At 71.7% G+C, this 16301-nt stretch carries 14 protein-coding genes and 1 pseudogene; 7 read left to right on the top strand and 8 right to left on the bottom strand.

Annotated elements, in window-relative coordinates; translation table 11 throughout:
* Together BHU15_RS41220 and BHU15_RS40060 are read right to left on the bottom strand one after the other, a co-directional pair.
* A pseudogene (locus BHU15_RS41220) lies at positions 1-610 on the bottom strand (response regulator).
* Positions 611-701: 91 nt separating this feature from the next.
* The gene (locus BHU15_RS40060; RefSeq protein ID WP_069626915.1) at positions 702-1010 is read right to left on the bottom strand and encodes a hypothetical protein; all 309 of its coding nucleotides are present in this window, start codon (positions 1008-1010) and stop codon (positions 702-704) included.
* A 372-nt stretch (positions 1011-1382) separates the two neighbouring features.
* Between BHU15_RS40060 and BHU15_RS10295 the strand changes: the two genes are divergently transcribed.
* Together BHU15_RS10295 and BHU15_RS10290 are read left to right on the top strand one after the other, a co-directional pair.
* Positions 1383-1586, top strand: coding sequence for a cold-shock protein (locus BHU15_RS10295; RefSeq protein ID WP_023543603.1), 204 nt, complete (start codon positions 1383-1385; stop codon positions 1584-1586).
* 378 nt (positions 1587-1964) lie between these two features.
* Positions 1965-3494, top strand: a complete 1530-nt coding sequence (locus BHU15_RS10290; RefSeq protein ID WP_069626914.1) for a DEAD/DEAH box helicase — start codon at positions 1965-1967, stop codon at positions 3492-3494.
* Positions 3495-3568: 74 nt separating this feature from the next.
* Here BHU15_RS10290 and BHU15_RS10285 read toward each other — a convergent pair whose 3' ends face one another.
* Entirely contained in the window at positions 3569-3877 is a 309-nt protein-coding gene (locus tag BHU15_RS10285; protein ID WP_069626913.1) for an SCO5918 family protein, read from the bottom strand.
* A 296-nt stretch (positions 3878-4173) separates the two neighbouring features.
* Between BHU15_RS10285 and BHU15_RS10280 the strand changes: the two genes are divergently transcribed.
* Positions 4174-4491 (top strand): hypothetical protein, encoded by a 318-nt coding sequence (locus BHU15_RS10280; RefSeq protein WP_069626912.1) that lies wholly within the window; start codon positions 4174-4176, stop codon positions 4489-4491.
* 10 nt (positions 4492-4501) lie between these two features.
* On the opposite strand, the gene BHU15_RS10275 is transcribed toward BHU15_RS10280, so the two are convergent.
* The 3 genes from BHU15_RS10275 to BHU15_RS10265 form a co-directional block, all read right to left on the bottom strand.
* Complete coding sequence (locus BHU15_RS10275) at positions 4502-5161, bottom strand: endonuclease (RefSeq protein WP_069626911.1); 660 nt, start codon at positions 5159-5161, stop codon at positions 4502-4504.
* On the bottom strand, positions 5158-5583 hold the full coding sequence (locus BHU15_RS10270) for a hypothetical protein (protein ID WP_135066204.1): 426 nt from the start codon (positions 5581-5583) through the stop codon (positions 5158-5160). Before BHU15_RS10270 ends, BHU15_RS10275 begins: the two co-directional genes overlap by 4 nt.
* 118 nt (positions 5584-5701) lie before the next feature.
* On the bottom strand, positions 5702-8377 hold the full coding sequence (locus tag BHU15_RS10265; protein WP_069626909.1) for a SpoIIE family protein phosphatase: 2676 nt from the start codon (positions 8375-8377) through the stop codon (positions 5702-5704).
* Between the two features lie 180 nt (positions 8378-8557).
* Here BHU15_RS10265 and BHU15_RS10260 point away from each other — a divergent pair, with 180 nt between their 5' ends.
* The 3 genes from BHU15_RS10260 (at position 8558) to BHU15_RS10250 (ending at position 13491) form a co-directional block, all read left to right on the top strand.
* Positions 8558-10780, top strand: coding sequence for a DUF6351 family protein (locus BHU15_RS10260; RefSeq protein ID WP_069626908.1), 2223 nt, complete (start codon positions 8558-8560; stop codon positions 10778-10780).
* The gene (locus tag BHU15_RS10255) at positions 10777-11625 is read left to right on the top strand and encodes an SMP-30/gluconolactonase/LRE family protein (RefSeq protein ID WP_069626907.1); all 849 of its coding nucleotides are present in this window, start codon (positions 10777-10779) and stop codon (positions 11623-11625) included. Before BHU15_RS10260 ends, BHU15_RS10255 begins: the two co-directional genes overlap by 4 nt.
* Before the next feature lie 78 nt (positions 11626-11703).
* Positions 11704-13491, top strand: coding sequence for an ABC transporter ATP-binding protein (locus BHU15_RS10250; protein ID WP_069626906.1), 1788 nt, complete (start codon positions 11704-11706; stop codon positions 13489-13491).
* On the opposite strand, the gene BHU15_RS10245 is transcribed toward BHU15_RS10250, so the two are convergent.
* Together BHU15_RS10245 and BHU15_RS10240 are read right to left on the bottom strand one after the other, a co-directional pair.
* Entirely contained in the window at positions 13488-14315 is an 828-nt protein-coding gene (locus BHU15_RS10245; protein WP_069626905.1) for a hypothetical protein, read from the bottom strand. The genes BHU15_RS10250 and BHU15_RS10245 overlap by 4 nt on opposite strands.
* Positions 14312-15226, bottom strand: a complete 915-nt coding sequence (locus BHU15_RS10240) for an ABC transporter ATP-binding protein (RefSeq protein WP_069626904.1) — start codon at positions 15224-15226, stop codon at positions 14312-14314. The genes BHU15_RS10245 and BHU15_RS10240 overlap by 4 nt, the downstream gene beginning before the upstream one ends.
* A gap of 133 nt (positions 15227-15359) precedes the next feature.
* On the opposite strand from BHU15_RS10240, the gene BHU15_RS10235 reads away from it, so the two are divergent.
* The coding region (locus BHU15_RS10235; RefSeq protein ID WP_069626903.1) for a sensor histidine kinase at positions 15360-16301 on the top strand (942 nt) is incomplete at its 3' end.

The following is a 16301-nucleotide window of genomic DNA, read 5'->3' as shown; positions in this document are numbered from 1 at the left end:
TCAGACGTCGCGGCGGCGCAGCGCCGCCACGGCCACCAGCCACAGCGACGGCCAGGGCCCCAGACTGCCGACGGTCTCGGCCCTCGCGTCCGAGGTCTGGGTCAGTTTCTCGAGTGCGGCGGTCGGCGACAGACCGGCGATCCAGCGCCGCGCGCCGCCGGACAGCGGGCCGAAAGGAGCCCGATGACGGTCGTGACGGCGCCCGCCGAGTGCCGTACGAGCGTCCCGACGGCCAGGCCAGCAGACCGGCCACGGCGAAGGAGCCCGCGACGCCGAAGAGGGCCGGCAGCGCCTCCCCGGCGGGATGGCTCGCGGGCAGCAGCCCCCCGCCGACAGGCACGACGAGCGCGCAGGAGACCAGGGCGCGGTCCGCGGCGATCCGGCGGGTGGCCTCGATGCCGTCGATCCCGGGCATCCGGATGTCCATGAGGACGACGTCGGGCCGGGTGGTACGTACCGCCTCCACCGCCCTGGCGCCGTCGGCGGCCTCGGCGATCACCACGAGGTCGTCGGTGAGGTCGAGCAGCGCGCGGAATCCGGCGCGTACGACGCCGCCCGGCACCGGTCCGTACTCGACGCCGCCGCCGGCCGCGGCGGCGCGCTCCCGCATCCCGATCAGCCCGAACCCGCCGTGCCCCTAGGGCAGTTCACCCGCTCCCCCGCCCGCTCCGTCGTTCGCGATCTCCACGGTCAGCCGGTCGTCATGGCGGGGAGACCGCGGCGCGCCGGACGCCGGAGTGTCTGCCGACGTTGGTCAGGGCTTCCCGCACGATGCGGTGGACCGCCAGTTCGTTCAGCAGCTCCCCGATGTGCCCGTACAGCGCCCAGCCGGCGCAGGCGGCGCCCGTGACGGCGACGAGCAGCCAGGTGAAGGCGTCGGCCTGCCGGTGCTCGGGGTCGTTGACGGCGGCGTCGGAGGCGGTGAACAGGGCCACGCCCGCCGCCACCGGCAGATCGGCGGTGATCGGCGGCACCGCCCTGACGCGCGGACGCACGCGTTCGAAGGTCATGTCCCGGTTCACGCGTTCACGCTGAGCGGGTCCGCCGAGCCGCGTATACGCCCGTGGGAGTAGCCGCGGAGTGAAGAACCGGAGAATATTCCCCGATCACGGACGCGAAAAATTCTCCTGCGGTCCGCCCGATTTTCCGGTACGGCGCCCGGGAACGCCGAGACGTCCCGTACTCGACCGCATGCACCGTGCTACTGTAGTCGTCAGTTGCAGTTGTGGTTCCCGAAGACTTCAAGTGCTCTCGCCGACTTTATGTGCCGGTGGGCGCGCTTTTGTATTTCCGGTGCTTTTCCGGACGGGGTAATCATTTAAGGCGACGTGGGGTTCGCACAGTGCGGGCCCCCGGGCAGCATTGCCCTGAAGGAGATCAAAATGGCTAGTGGCACCGTAAAGTGGTTCAACTCGGAAAAGGGTTTCGGCTTCATCGAGCAGGATGGTGGCGGCGCTGACGTCTTCGCCCACTACTCGAACATCGCCGCCCAGGGCTTCCGTGAGCTGCAGGAGGGCCAGAAGGTGAACTTCGACGTCACGCAGGGCCAGAAGGGCCCGCAGGCGGAGAACATCGTTCCCGCCTGACGCTGAGGCGTAAGACGTAGCTGGGGCCCGCACCTTGCGATGCGGGACCCGGCTACGTTGCTTTTTCTCCGGGGCCCGCCGGGTGCGCGTGACACATTGACGTGTGGCGCTGGACCAGGTTTCTCCTCGCCGTCCTGACGGCCGGCCGGCACATCTCCACCGATGCCGGCCCCGCACCGGACTGCCGGGCCCCCGTTCTCCCGGCGACCTGGTCGCCTACGCTCGGTCGATTCCGAGTATTTCCACGTGCCGGCTCCGGCGTTCTTACGCCCCGGCGCGGTTCTGTTTTTGTTTTCCCCCGGCTCGTTCTTGCGATTCTTTGCGCGGTCATTCTGCTCAAGAGTTCCTCGATACGTGCCGCATCGAGAGAGGTTCAGCATGAACCGCACACCTCGCACGAACGACCGTTACTCACGTACCCGCTCCGGTGGCTCCGGCGGTGGCGGCAGCCGCTTCCGTCCGCAGTCGTCGGGCTCGGGCCGTTCGGGCTCGTCCGGCCGCTCCGGCGGCTACGGCCGTCGGCCCGCCGCCGTGCAGGGCGAGTTCGCCCTGCCGGTCACCATCACGCCCGCCCTGCCGGCGGTCGCGACCTTCGCCGAGCTGGACATGCCGTCGCCGGTGATGACGACGCTCGCCGGCCTCGGGGTGACCGAGCCGTTCCCGATCCAGGCCGCGACGCTGCCGAACTCGATCGCGGGTCGCGACGTCCTCGGCCGGGGCCGTACGGGCTCCGGCAAGACCCTCGCCTTCGGCCTGGCGCTCCTCGTGCGCACCGCCGGACAGCGTGCCCAGCCGAAGCAGCCGCTGGCGCTCGTCCTCGTACCCACCCGTGAGCTGGCGCAGCAGGTCACGGACGCGCTCACCCCGTACGCCCGCGCGCTGAAGCTGCGGCTGGCGACCGTCGTCGGCGGGATGTCGATCGGCCGGCAGGCCGGCGCGCTGCGCGGCGGCGCCGAGGTCGTCGTGGCGACTCCGGGTCGGCTCAAGGACCTCATCGAGCGCGGCGACTGCCGGCTGGACCAGGTCGCCATCACCGTCCTCGACGAGGCCGACCAGATGGCCGACATGGGCTTCATGCCGCAGGTCACCGAGCTGCTCGACCAGGTGCGGACCGAGGGGCAGCGGATGCTGTTCTCGGCGACGCTGGACCGCAATGTGGACCTGCTGGTCCGCCGCTACCTGCACGACCCGGTGGTGCACTCCGTCGACGCCGCCGTCGGCACCGTCACCACCATGGAGCACCACGTCCTGCACGTGCAGAACGCCGACAAGTACGCGACGACCACGGAGATCGCGGCGCGCGACGGCCGGGTGCTGATGTTCCTGGACACCAAGCACGCCGTCGACCGGCTGACCGAGCACCTGCTGAACAGCGGCGTACGGGCCGCCGCTCTGCACGGTGGCAAGTCGCAGCCGCAGCGCACGCGGACGCTCACCCGGTTCAAGACGGGCCACGTCACGGTGCTGGTGGCGACGAACGTCGCGGCGCGCGGCATCCACATCGACAATCTCGACCTCGTCGTGAACGTCGACCCGCCGAGCGATCACAAGGACTATCTGCACCGGGGCGGGCGTACCGCGCGCGCCGGGGAGTCGGGCAGCGTCGTCACGCTCGTCCTGCCCAACCAGCGTCGCGAGATGACACGGCTGATGGCCGACGCGGGGATCGTCCCGCAGGTCGCGCAGGTCCGCTCCGGTGAGGCCGAGCTGAGCCGGATCACCGGGGCGCAGGCGCCGTCGGGTGTTCCCGTGGTCATCTCCACGCCCGTCTCGGAGCGTGCCAAGAGCGGTTCGGGCAGCCGTGGCCGCAGCCGCCCGGCCCAGGGCCGCAGGTCGTCGGGCTCGGGCGCCTCGCAGAGCCGGTCGGGCGGCGGGCGCCAGTCGTCGTCGCGCAGCTGGTCCGCGTAGCCCCCACCCACGACAGGGCCCCGTCACCGGTCGGTGACGGGGCCCTGTCGTACGTCGCGGGCCGTGCGGGCCGGTCAGCTCTGCGCGGGGGTGCCGAGCATCGCCGACGCCGTCTCCAGCGGGCTGGGCTCCACCACGGGCGCGGGGGCGGGGACGCTGCGACAGGTGAACCCGAGCCGGGTCAGCGCGCGGGTGACCTCGGCGGCGGAGAAGTCGCGGCGGTCCTGCCGGGTGATGATCTCGCCCACCTGCTTCACCGGGTACGTACGGCGACTGATGACGACGGACTCACCCGTGATCGGTTCCGGCTTGATGCCCTTCATCGCCTGCTGCACCTCGCTCTTGACCAGATCGAAGGGGAAGCGGGCGATGACGCAGCGCATAGTGCCTCGGCAGGGAGAAGGGGAGAAGCGGAAAGGTCAGCATCCCACACGAATCCATGGCCCGGAAGCGAAACCTCCCCCGCCTGCGCGGGCAGATGTTCGCGGAGCATAAGTGCGCGCCGGATTCCGATTCATGGAGATGGACGCGTCAATCACCGGCCGGTGGCGAGGCCGCCGGGAGCGATACGGACGGCGATCCGGGATCGGGAGGTGATCGGGACGGAAAACCGGGCAGGTCACAGGGTGGGGCGCGAAGCCCACCCCGTACAGCGGGGTCGTCAACGCCAGGAGTTCGCATGACCGCGTACGTCATCACCGTCCCGGGCACCTTCCTGCGCACGCTCGACGCCGATTCCCGCGCGGCGCTGCTGCGGGGGCTGCGGCCCGCGGACCCGCAGCACACCGCTCTGGGTGAGGCCGAGGACCTGGACATGCTGACGGTCCACGAGGGCGGCACCTTCAGCATCCGGCTGGAGATCGAGGCCGACAACAAGCGGGCCGCCGAGACGGAGGCGAAGCGGGTGGCGGGCGCCGCGCTCACGCAGGCGGGTTTCTCGGTGGACGAGGCGCCGCTGGGCCCGGCGTTCGTGACGGGCATCGACAGCGAGTACTGACGGACAGGCCCTAGGCGGCGGACCGCGTCCCGGCCTCGCGCAGGCATTCCGTCACCAGGTCGTCGTCCAGTGCGGCGCGTACGAGCGCGGAGGCCAGGGCGGCGGGGCCCGCGTCGCCGGCCAGCCGGGTGAGCGCCGCCCCGTCGGTGCCGAGACCGAGGCGTTCCGCGCCGCGCAGTGCCTTGGTGTCGAAGTAGGGCACCACCTCGGGCCAGACCGCCTGTACCTCGCGCAGGAAGATGTCCGCCCCGGTGGGGCCGATGCCCGGCAGATCCTGGAGCAGATGGCGGAGGATCGGCACGTCGCCGTCGGCCTCGGCGCGCATACGGCGCGGGTCGGCGTGCCAGCGCCGGGTCAACAGATGGGCGCCGTCGGCGAGTTGGGTGGCGGTGCTCTCGTCGTAGCGCCGGTAGCCGCCCCGGTCGAGGGCGTCGACGCGCTGCTGCCAGGTGGCGGCGGCCATCCGTCGCGGGTTGCGCAGGCCCGCCTCGTTGAGGGCGCGCGCCGTGGAGACGGCGACGCCGGCCCGGATGGGGGCGCTCAACAGGAGGGCGAGGACGATGAGTTGGTAGAGGGGCTGCGGGGTGTCACGCAGCCGGATGCCGGCGTCCTCGGCGTAGGTGCTGCCGTGGGAGCGGAGCAGTGCGGCTGCGACGGCTTGCTGTGTCATCGAAACCTCAGGGGGGTCGTCCGCGCGCCGCGCGGCGGTCCTGTGTTGGTGCGCCCGACGGGGCGCGGCGGGCCGTAGGCGCGGCGCCTGGCACGGCGGGCGGCGTCGGCGCGGGCCTGGGCGATGCGGATCTTCTCGGCGCGGCTGGGTTCTGCCTCGATGTCGTCGGTTGAGTCGGCCTCGGTCGCGTCGTCCTCGGCGGGCGGTGTGTCCTGGTCGGACGGGGTGTCCGCGTCGGCCGGCAGTGGCGCTCGCAGATGGGGCAGCAGAAACTCCTCCATACGTCCGAGCGCCACCGTGACCAGCAGCATGAGCGCCGGAAATACGAGGGATATCAGTACGGTCGGCCACAGCCCCATGAGCCAGTCCCTTTCTCTTCCCAGCCTGAGCAGCGCCGGATTGAGCGGTCTGTTGGAGTTCACACTGGTGTGCCTGATTCGCACTCTTCACGAAGCCTATGGCGTCCGCACGGACCTCGCCCGTCGGCTCCCGTACGGCCGAGTCCAGGTTGACAAACGGCAGGGTGCGCCGGACGGGTGGTCAGTCGCCCAGCAGCGGCTGTTCGGTCCAGATGACCTTGCCCTGGGCGCTGTAGCGGGTGCCCCAGCGCTCGGCGAACTGGGCGACGAGGAAGAGTCCCCGGCCCCCCTCGTCGGTGCCCGCCGCTTGCCGCAGATGCGGTGAGGTGCTGCTGTGGTCGGAGACCTCGCAGATCAGGCTGCGGTCGCGGATCAGCCGGACGCGGATCGGACCGGAGGCGTAGCGGATCGCGTTGGTGACCAGTTCGCTGAGGATCAGCTCGGTGGTGAACGCCTCTTCGACCAGGCCCCACTCCGTCAGCTTGCGGGTGACGTCGGCCCGTAGCCTGCCCACCGCGGCGGGGTCGGCGGGGATCTCCCAGTCGGCGACGTGCGCGCTGTCCAGTACGCGGGTACGGGCGACCAGCAGGGCGATGTCGTCACGCGGGTGCTCGGGCAGCAGTGCCTGGAGGACCGCGTCGCACGCCTGCTCCGGGGTCCGGCGGGCCTGGTCGGCGAGCGTACTGCGCAGCAGCGACAGGCCGTCGTCGATGTCCCGGTGCCGGTCCTCGACGAGTCCGTCGGTGTACATGACCAGCCGGCTGTTCTCCGGCAGGTGGACCTCAAGGGTTTCGAAGGGCAGTCCGCCGAGTCCCAAGGGCGGGCCGCCGGGTACGTCGGCGAAGGCCGCCGTGCCGTCCTCGTGGATGAGGACGGGCTGGAGGTGGCCGGCCCGGGCCATGGTGCAGTTCCCGGAGACCGGGTCGTAGATCGCGTACAGGCAGGTGACGCCGGTGACTCCGGCGTCGGCCCCGTCGGCGGCCTCGTCCTGGTCGATACGCGCGACGAGTTCGTCCAGGTGCCACAGGAGTTCGTCGGGCGGCAGGTCCAGGGTGGAGAAGTTGTGTACGGCGGTACGCAGCCGGCCCATGGTGGCGGCGGCGTGCAGGCCGTGGCCGACGACGTCTCCGACGACGAGCGCCACGCGGGCGCCGGGCAGCGGGATGATGTCGAACCAGTCGCCGCCGACGCCGCCGAGCCCGCCGAGCCCGGCCTGGGCGGGCAGATAGCGGTAGGCGACGTCGATGGCGTTCTGGTCGGGGAGGCCGCGCGGGAGCAGGCTGCGCTGGAGCGTGACGGCCATGGTGTGTTCACGGGAGTAGCGGCGTGCGTTGTCGACGCTGACGGCCGCCCTGGCGACCAGTTCCTCGGCGACGGACAGGTCCTCGCTCTCGAACGCCTCGGGCGTCACGGACCGCCAGAAGGTGGCGACGCCGAGCGTCACGCCCCGCGCCCGCATCGGGACCGTGATCATCGAGTGGATGCCCTCTTCGTCCACGAGCTTCCTGGCGCGGTCGGGCTGCTGTTTGTGCCAGCCGGAGAACGCGGCGAGATCGGGGACCAGGATGGGTTCGCCGTTGACGATGGCGTCGCTCATCGGCGTGCCCGCGGCGAAGTGGATCAGTTCGCCGAGCGGGTAGAGCGAGGTCTCCTCGTCGAGACCGCTGAAGGCGGTGCGGCGCATGTCCAGCACCACGGTGGTGGGCTCCTCGCCGCGCAGGACGGCCTCGGCCAGGTCGACGGTCGCGAAGTCGGCGAAGTTGGCGGCGGCGAACTCGGTCAGCTCCTCGCAGGTGCGGGCCACGTCCAGGGTGGTGCCGATCTCCGAGCCGGCGTCGTACAGCAGCCGCAGGCGTCCCCGGGCCACATCGGCCTTTCCGGTGAGCGCCTGGAGTTCGGTGGTGTCACGCAGGGTGGTCACGCTGCCGGGCGGGCCGCCGTCCTGGTCGGTGGGGCGCTGGCTGATGGCGAGCAGCCGGTCGCCGACGGGATGGACCTCGTCGGTCGCGGTCCGGCCGGAGCCGAGCAGTGTCCCGGTGCCGGGGTCCAGGCCCAGGTCGGTGACGGAGCGGCCCTCGACGTCCGTCGGCAGGTCGAGCAGTCTGCGTGCCTCGTCGTTGGCGAGCAGCAGTCTGCCGTCGCCGCCGGCGATGAGCACTCCTTCGCGTACGGAGTGCAGAACCGCGTCGTGGTGCTCGTACATCCGGGTCATCTCGGACGGTCCGAGCCCGTGCGTCTGGCGGCGCAGCCGGCGGCTCACCAGGGCCGTACCGCCCATGGTGAGCAGGAGCACGCCGCCCGCGGACCCGAACAGCAGCGGGAACTCGTCCTCGACGACGGAGCTCACGCGTTTGATGGTGATGCCCGCGGAGACCATCCCGACCACCTTGCCGCTGGCGTCGAAGACGGGAACGACCGCCTGGATGAGCGGGCCGATGGTGCCGGTGATCTTCTCGGTGATGACACGCCCTTCGAGGGCGGGCTTGAGATTGCCGACGAACTTCTTGCCGACCCGGTCGGGAATGGGGTGGGTGTAGCGGATCCCCTTGGTGTTGAGGACGACGATGAAGTCGACGCCGGAGCGTTCCCTGGCCTGCTCGGCGGGGCGGCGCAGGACCTCGGCGGGGTTGGGGTTCTTCAGCGCGGCCTGGATGCCCGGGGAGTTCGCGAAGGTCTCGGCCACGGCGACGGACCGGTTGCGCGCCTCGCGGTCGCTGTCCGTACGTCCTTGGAGTACGAGCGCCGTGGAAGCGGCGGCGACGAGAAGTACGACGATCGCCACCTGAAGGAGAAAGACCTGGCCTGCGACTGTTCTCAGCTTCAGAACCGAACGCCGGCGGCCGTCGCGTCCGGCCATGTCCCCTTTCTACACCCCTCTCCGGGGGTGGGCGAGCCGCGGGTGCCGGTACGGGGTCTTGACCCGGCGACCTCGCCGCATGAACCATTCTGCGGGTCCAGGAGTGATCTGGAGTGAAGTGGAGTGGGACGAGTGTTCACGGGCCGGTGCGGCCGGTGAACGGATCTTGGGGGTTCATCGGTGTCCCGTCGGCCTGTCCTCGCCATCGCGCTCGCGACCGGCGCGTTGCTGCTGACCTGTCTGCCCAGTGCCGCCGCCGAGCGGCCGGGTGGAGACAAGGAAGGGGGCGGGGGCGAACGGCTCACCATCGACACGCTCTCGACCCGGCCCGATGTGGTCACCGGCGGTGACGTGCTGGTGCGCGTCGGGGTGCCCCGGGGCGTCGACCCCGACGACGTACGCGTCACCCGCGACGGCACGGACGTGACGGCGGCCTTCACGTCGGCGTTCACGTCGGAGTCCACCGCGGCGGACTCCGCGCCGGGAACCCTGACGGGGCTGGTGTCGTCGCTGCGTGAGGACGGCAGCCGGCTCGTCGCGGCCGTTCCCGGCCGGCCGGGGGCACGGGCCGCGCTCCTGGTGCGCGACCATCCGTCGACGGGACCGGTCATCAGCGGTCCGCACGAGCGGCCCTTCGTGTGCGGCACGCAGTCGTTCAAGCTGGTCGACGGCTCCACCCTGGGACCGCCGCTGGACGAGGACTGTTCGATCGCGACCCGGGTCGACCACGCGTACCGCTCCACGGACGGGAGCGTGAAACCGCTGGCCGATCCGGCGAGCCGCCCGGCGGACCTGGCGACGACCACCACGACCACCGGCGCCCGGGTGCCGTTCCTCATCCGGATCGAGACGGGCACGCTGAACCGGGGCGTCTACCAGATATCGATGCTGGCCGACCCCGCCGCGCCCGAGCCGACCCGGGCGCGGCCCGCCGAAGGGTGGAACGGGCGGCTCATGTACACGTTCGGCGGCGGCTGCCGGGGCGGCTGGTACACCCAGGGCGCGGACACCGGTGGCGTACTGGACACCGAGATGCTGGGGCGCGGGTACGCGGTGGCGTCGTCGTCCCTCAACGTCTTCGGCAACAACTGCAACGACCTGCTGGCGTCCGAGACCATGATGATGGTCAAGGAGCACTTCGTGGAGCGGTACGGCGTCCCGCGCTTCACCATCGGCTGGGGGTGCTCGGGCGGCTCGTACCAGAGCTATCAGATCGCCGACAACTACCCCGGTCTGCTCGACGGCATCATCGTCGGGTGCAGCTTCCCCGACGTGACGTCGGCGACCAACATCACGCTGCTGGACTCCCGGCTGCTGGACCACTACTTCACCGCGACGGCGCCCGGCGGGTTCAGCGCCGAGCAGCAGAGGGCCGTCGCCGGGTTCCGGGAGCGGGCGAGCATCCCGAATCTGAGCGACGGCGCGAAGCGCCTGGACCCGGACGCGGAGTTCCCCGCCGCGCTGCCCGCCGACCGGCGCTACGACGCGCGGAGCAATCCCGACGGGGCGCGGGGCACGGTCTTCGACCACACCGTGAACGTGTACGGGACCGACCGGCGCAGCGGCGCCGCGCTGCGCCCGCTGGACAACGTGGGTGTGCAGTACGGCCTCGACGCGCTGAACGAGGGCGCGATCAGCACGGAGCAGTTCATCGACCTCAACTCCCGCGTGGGCGGCATCGATCGGGACGCCGAGTTCACGGCAGCGCGTACGGCGGCCGACGGCAGGGCCACCGAGGCGGCGTACGGGACGGGCCGCGTCCTGTGGGGCGGCGCCGGGCTGGCCACCACGCCGGTCATCGACCACCGCTCGTACACCGACGATTCTCCGGGCGGCGACATCCACATGGCGGTGCACGGGTTCTCCACCCGCGCCCGGCTGATCGCGGCGAACGGTGACGCGGACAACCAGGTGATGCTCGCGGAGGACAACCGCCACGGGTTCAGTCTGAGAAGCCCGGCGCTGCGGTACGCGCTCACCGAGATGGACACCTGGCTGACCTCGCTGACGGCGCTTTCCCCCCGGGAGGGGTGGACGGCGCGGGACGTCGTGGCGCGGAAGCCGGCGTCGCTGACGGACGCGTGCTGGACCAAGGACGCGGAGCCCCGGAAGATCGAGCAGCGGCTCGGCTACGACAACGCGGGCGAGTGCGGCTCGCTGTATCCGGCCTTCCCGACGCCGAGGCTGGTCGCGGGCGCGCCGCTCGCGGACGATGTGATCGCCTGCCGGCGCAAGGCGGTTGATCCGGCGGACTACGCGGTGACGTTCACCGGTGCCGAACTCCGGCGGTTGCGCGCGGCGTTCCCCGGCGGGGTGTGCGACTGGAGCAGGAGCGGTGCGGGGCAGCGTCCGCACGGTGGCACCTGGCAGTCGCTGGGACCGGCCGTGGGCGGGGCGCGATGACCGAGGTCGCCGTACGGGCCCGGGCGAAGCTCGGTGAGGGGCCCACGTGGGACCCGGCGACGGGCCGGCTGCTGTGGGTGGACATCCTCTCCTCGCGGATCCACACCTTCGACCCGGCCGACGGCCGCCGTACGACCCTGGCCACCGAGCAGCACGTCGGCGCCGCGCTCCCCCGGGCCGGGGGCGGGCTGGTGGTCAACCTCCGTGACGGCATCGGTCTGTACGGCCCCGAGGGGGACTTCGCGTGGCTGGTGCGCGACCCGGTGCCGGGCCGCCGGGGCAACGACGCGGCGGTCGCGCCCGACGGCGCGCTGTGGGCGGGCAGCATGCGCTACGACGAGGCACCGGGCGGCGGGACGCTGATCCGGGTGGCGCCGGACGGGGCCGTCACCGACACCCGGCCCGTCACCGTGGGCAACGGCACCGGGTGGAGTCCGGACGGGCGGACGATGTACTACGTCGACACCCCAACGGGCCGTATCGACCGGTTCCGCGCCGACACCCGTTCGCCCGGTCAACCACTGGTCGACCAGGGCCCGTTGGCGACAATCGAGCCGGGCGCCGGACACCCGGACGGACTGACGGTCGACGCGGACGGCTGCGTCTGGGTCGCGCTGTGGGACGGGGCGGCGGTCCGCCGCTACACGCCGGACGGCGCGTTGGACCGTACCGTCGAACTGCCCGTACTACGCCCCACCTCCTGCGCGTTCGGCGGCCCTCAGCTGCGGGATCTGTACATCACCACCGCCGCTGTCGGCGTCGTCGACCCGCACCCCCTGACCGGCTCGCTCCTCGTCCTGCCGGACGCGGGCCAGGGCGTCCCCGGCACCCCGTTCGCCGGCTGAGCCGGGGGCCCGGGGCGGCGGGGAACCCGAGTGAAAAGGGGGTTGCAGGGCCCGTGGGGAGCGGGATTTGCTTGGCCCATGCAGCGACCGGTCTCCACCCTCCCGTCATCTGCGGCGCTCGACCACCGCTACCGGGGTGAGCATCCTGTACGGACCCTCGGCTATCTCTTCCGTCCCGACCGCCTCCGACTGGCGGTCGCCGTCCTCGCGTTCATCGGGAAGCACAGCCCGATCTGGCTGCTTCCCCTGATCACCGCCAACATCATCGACACCGTCGTCCGGCACGGTCCGGAATCCGACATCTGGCTCAACGCGGGCGTGCTGCTCGTGGTCCTGCTGCTCAACCTCCCGCTGCATCTGCTCTATGTGCGCTGTCTGGCGGGCAGCGTACGGCGCGTGGGCATGGCGCTGCGCGACGCGCTGTGCCGCCGGATGCAGCAGCTCTCGATCGGCTACCACTCGCGGGTGAGCGCCGGCGTCCTCCAGGCCAAGGTGGTCAGGGACGTGGAGACGGTGGAGCAGATGGTGCAGCAGTCCTCGGACATGGGGCTGGCCGCCGTCGTCACGCTCGTCGGCGGTCTCGTCGTGATCGGGGTGCGCGTACCGTCGTTCCTCCCCGTCTTCCTGCTCGTCGTCCCCGCCGCCGGTTTCCTGATCGTGCGGTTGCGGGGCCGTCTCCAGAGTCACAACGCGGCGTTCCGCCACGAGGTGGAGCGCATGTCGTCACGGGTGAGCGAGATGACGTCGCTGATCCCGATCACGCGCGCGCACGGTCTGGAGGGTGCGGCGATGGTCCGTATCGACGGCTCGCTGCGGCAGGTCCTCGCGGCCGGGGTGCGGCTCGATCTGCTCAACGGGCGTTTCGGGGCGCTCGCGTGGATCCTGCTCAACTCCCTTGGTGTGGTGTGTCTCGCGGGCTCGGCACTCGTGGCCTACCACGGGCTGCTGCCCATCACGGCGGGCGACGTCGTCATGCTGAGCGCGTTCTTCACCACGCTGACCAGCTCGATGGTGACGTTGCTGGGCCTGGCGCCCGTCATCAGCAAGGGACTTGAGTCGGTGCGGTCGGCCGGTGAGGTGCTTGAGGCTCCCGACCTGGAGAGCAACGCGGGCAAGGAGCAGGTCGCCTCGGTCACGGGGCGTATCGACTTCCAGGATGTCGGCTTCCGGTACGAAGGCTCGCCCGACACCGCCGTGGAGGGCTTCACGCTCTCCGCCCGGCCGGGCCAGACCATCGCCCTGGTCGGCGCGTCCGGCGCGGGCAAGTCGACCGTACTCAACCTCCTCATCGGCTTCATCCGCCCCACGGACGGGCGCATCCTGCTGGACGGCGCGGACATGGCCACGCTCGACCTGCGCAGCTACCGCCGGTTCCTGTCCGTCGTGCCGCAGGAGTCGATCCTCTTCGAGGGCACGATCCGGGAGAACGTCACGTACGGGCTCGACGGCATGGACGAGGCGACGGTGCGGCGGGCGCTGCGGGACGCGAACGCCCTCGAATTCGTCGACCGTCTGCCGGACGGCCTCGACACCGTCGTCGGCCAGCGCGGCGCGCGTCTGTCCGGCGGCCAGAAGCAGCGGCTCGCGATAGCCCGCGCGCTCATACGCGACCCCCGGGTGCTGGTCCTGGACGAGGCCACGTCCGCGCTCGACAACCGCTCGGAGGCGCTGGTGCAGGAGGCGCTGGCGCGGCTGGTCGAGGGCCGCACGGTCTTCGTCGTGGCCCACCGGCTCTCCACCATCCGGGGCGCGGACCGCATCGTGGTGATGGAACACGGCCGGATCGCGGAGGTCGGCACGCACGACGCGCTGATGACGAGCGGCGGGGTGTACGCCGGCCTCCAGCCGGCGCACCGGGCTTCTTAGGGAGCGGGGTCGCGGTGGTGGACGGCGACGGCCGCGATCACCACCGCGGCCAGCGCCCAGAGCCCGTACACGAGCCAGGAGCCGGCGATCGTCGTCGGGTGGGCCACGGGGACCGGGGAGTCGCCGACCGTCACCAACTCGGCCCACGCGCCTTGTGGAAGGGCGTGCAGGAGCGAGGCCGTCGCGTATCTGCCCTCGTTGAGGAGGGACGGCAGGACGAGCAGGAGGAGGGTGAGGGAGACGATCGTCGTCGCCGTGTGCCGGATCAGTGCCGCCAGGCCCAGACCGACGAGCGCGCACACCGGTGCGAGCAGCGCGGACGCCGCCATGACGCGCGCGGCGCCGGGGTAGTCGAAGGGCAGTCCGACGTGGTGGCCGGAGAGGATCGCCTGGGTGACGGCGAACGAGGTCACGGCGGCGACGGCCCCGAGGGCGGTGGTGACCGCCGTGACCACGACGGTCTTCGCGGCCAGTACGGAGCGGCGGGCCGGTACGGCGGCGAACGTCGTACGGATCTGGCCGGTGCTGTACTCCCCCACCAGCGTCAGCGCGCCGATGCTCGCGGCGGCCAGCATGAGGACCATCGCCCCGCCGATGGTGAAGGCGTCCCGCATGGCCCAGATCGGGACGAACAACTGCCGTATCCCCTCGGGGTAGTTCGGCCAGTTGTGGTAGTCGGCGACGGCCGCGTTCGTGTTGATCGCGACGACGAGCAGCACGCTCACCGTGAAGGCCCAGGGGGTCGAGCGGAGCGACCACATCTTGGTCCACTCGGCGGCGATCAGGTGGTGGAAGCGGGCGCGGGGGCCGGTGGGCGCGGTCATCGTGGGTCCTCCGCGCCGTATTCGACGCTGTCGGCGGTGAGTTCCATGAACGCCTCTTCGAGCGAGGCGGTGGCGGTCGTCAACTCGTTGATCCTCAACCGGTGCCGGTGGGCCAGTTCCCCGATGGCGGGCGCGTCGAGACCGGTCACCATGAGCGGGCCGTCGGCCGCCGCCGGTCGTACGTCCGCGCCCTCGGCCCTGAGCAGCGCGGTAAGCGCCTCCGTGTCCGGGGTACGGACGCGTACGCTCGACCGGGTGCCGCGGGCGGCGAAGTCCGACACGCTCTCGGCGGCGATCAGCCGGCCCCGGCCGATGACGACGAGTTCGTCGGCGGTGTTCTCCATCTCGCTCATGAGATGGCTGGAGACAAAGACGGTGCGCCCTTCGGCGGCGAGCCGCCTGAACAGCCCGCGCACCCACAACACACCTTCCGGATCGAGGCCGTTGACGGGCTCGTCGAACAGCAGCACCGGCGGATCACCGAGCAGCGCGGCGGCGATCCCGAGCCGCTGCTTCATGCCGAGCGAGAACCCGCCGATCCGCCGCCGGGCCGCGGAGGCCAGTCCCACCTCGTCGAGGACATGGTCCACCCGGCTCTTCGGGAGCGCGTTGCCGCGGGCGAGTGCGGTGAGATGGGCGCGTGCGGTGCGCCCGCCGTGGACGTCGTGCGCGTCGAGGAGCGCGCCGACGTGCCGCAGCCCGCGCGGGAGGTCGCGGAAGGGGCGGCCGTCGACGGTGGCGGTGCCGCCGGTGGGCCGGTCAAGTCCGATGAGCAGCCGCAGTGTCGTGCTCTTGCCGGCGCCGTTGGGGCCGAGGAACCCGGTCACCCGGCCGGGGCGGACGGTGAAGGTGAGGTCCTTGACGGCGGTGGTCCCGCCGTAGCGCTTGGTGAGTTCGTTGACTTCGATCACGTGGCCAACAGTGGCCGGGCGCCGGCCCGTTCGGCATCGGGCCGGCGGCCACACCGGCGGCCACGGTGGTGGCCCGTGGGCGTACGCCTCGCGGCCAATACCCCGGCGGGTGGGGGCCGGTTACGATCGGCGCATGTCGGCCACTCCTCTCTTTTCGCAGCTCGGACGGTTGATCCGGACCGGCACGGGGGCCGGACGGCTGCGCCGGGTCGCGTCGGCGGGCGCGGCCTGGTGCGGGGGTGTCGCCTATCCGGTCGCGGTGCTGCTCGCGGTGCGGAGCGGTCCCGACAACTCCACCGGCCTGCGGTTCCTCCTCTGCGCCGTGGCCACCGTGCTGCCGGTGGCCCTGCTGCGGCGCCACCCGCTGCCGGGTACGGCGCTGATGCTCGTCGGCACGTTCGCCGTCTCGGCGCAGCGGCCTTCGTGGGAGGTGGTGTATCTGCTGGTGCTGGTGAACGATCTCAATGTCCTGGCGGTCGTGGCCTCCCGTGCCCGCCGTGTCGCGTTCGCCGCCGCCGTCCCGACGCTCCTCGTCCAGATCGCGTCCGCCAGCTACTTCACGTCCGGGATGGACGTCTACATCCGGACGCTGGTCGTCCTCGTCCTGGCGCTGGTCGCCGCCTGGACGATCGGGCTGTCGGTCACGGAGCGCCGCGAGCACGCCGTGGAGCAGCGCACCCAGGTGGCGGCCCAGGCCGTCGCCGCCGAACGGCTGCGGATCGCACGGGAGTTGCACGACATGATCGCCCACAGTGTCGGGGTCATCGCCATCCAGGCGGGGGTGGGCAGCCGGGTGATCGGCACCCAGCCGGACGAGGCCCGCAAGGCGCTGCTGAGCATCGAGGCCACCAGCAGGGAGACTCTCGCCGGGCTGCGGCGGACGCTCGGGACCCTGCGCCGTACGGGACCGGTTCCCGGCGCGGAGCCCGTATCGCTCGATCCCGCACCGGGACTCGCGGACCTCGAACGGCTGGCGGCGTCGACGGCGGCGGGCGCGGGTGTCCGGGTGGAGCTGCGGTGGCGTGGGGTGCGGCGGGCGATTCCGGCGGACATCGACCTCTCCGCGTACCGCATC

This window comes from Streptomyces niveus, from assembly GCF_001723055.1.
Taxonomy (GTDB): domain Bacteria; phylum Actinomycetota; class Actinomycetes; order Streptomycetales; family Streptomycetaceae; genus Streptomyces; species Streptomyces niveus.
This window is presented reverse-complemented; position numbering and strand designations above follow the sequence as displayed.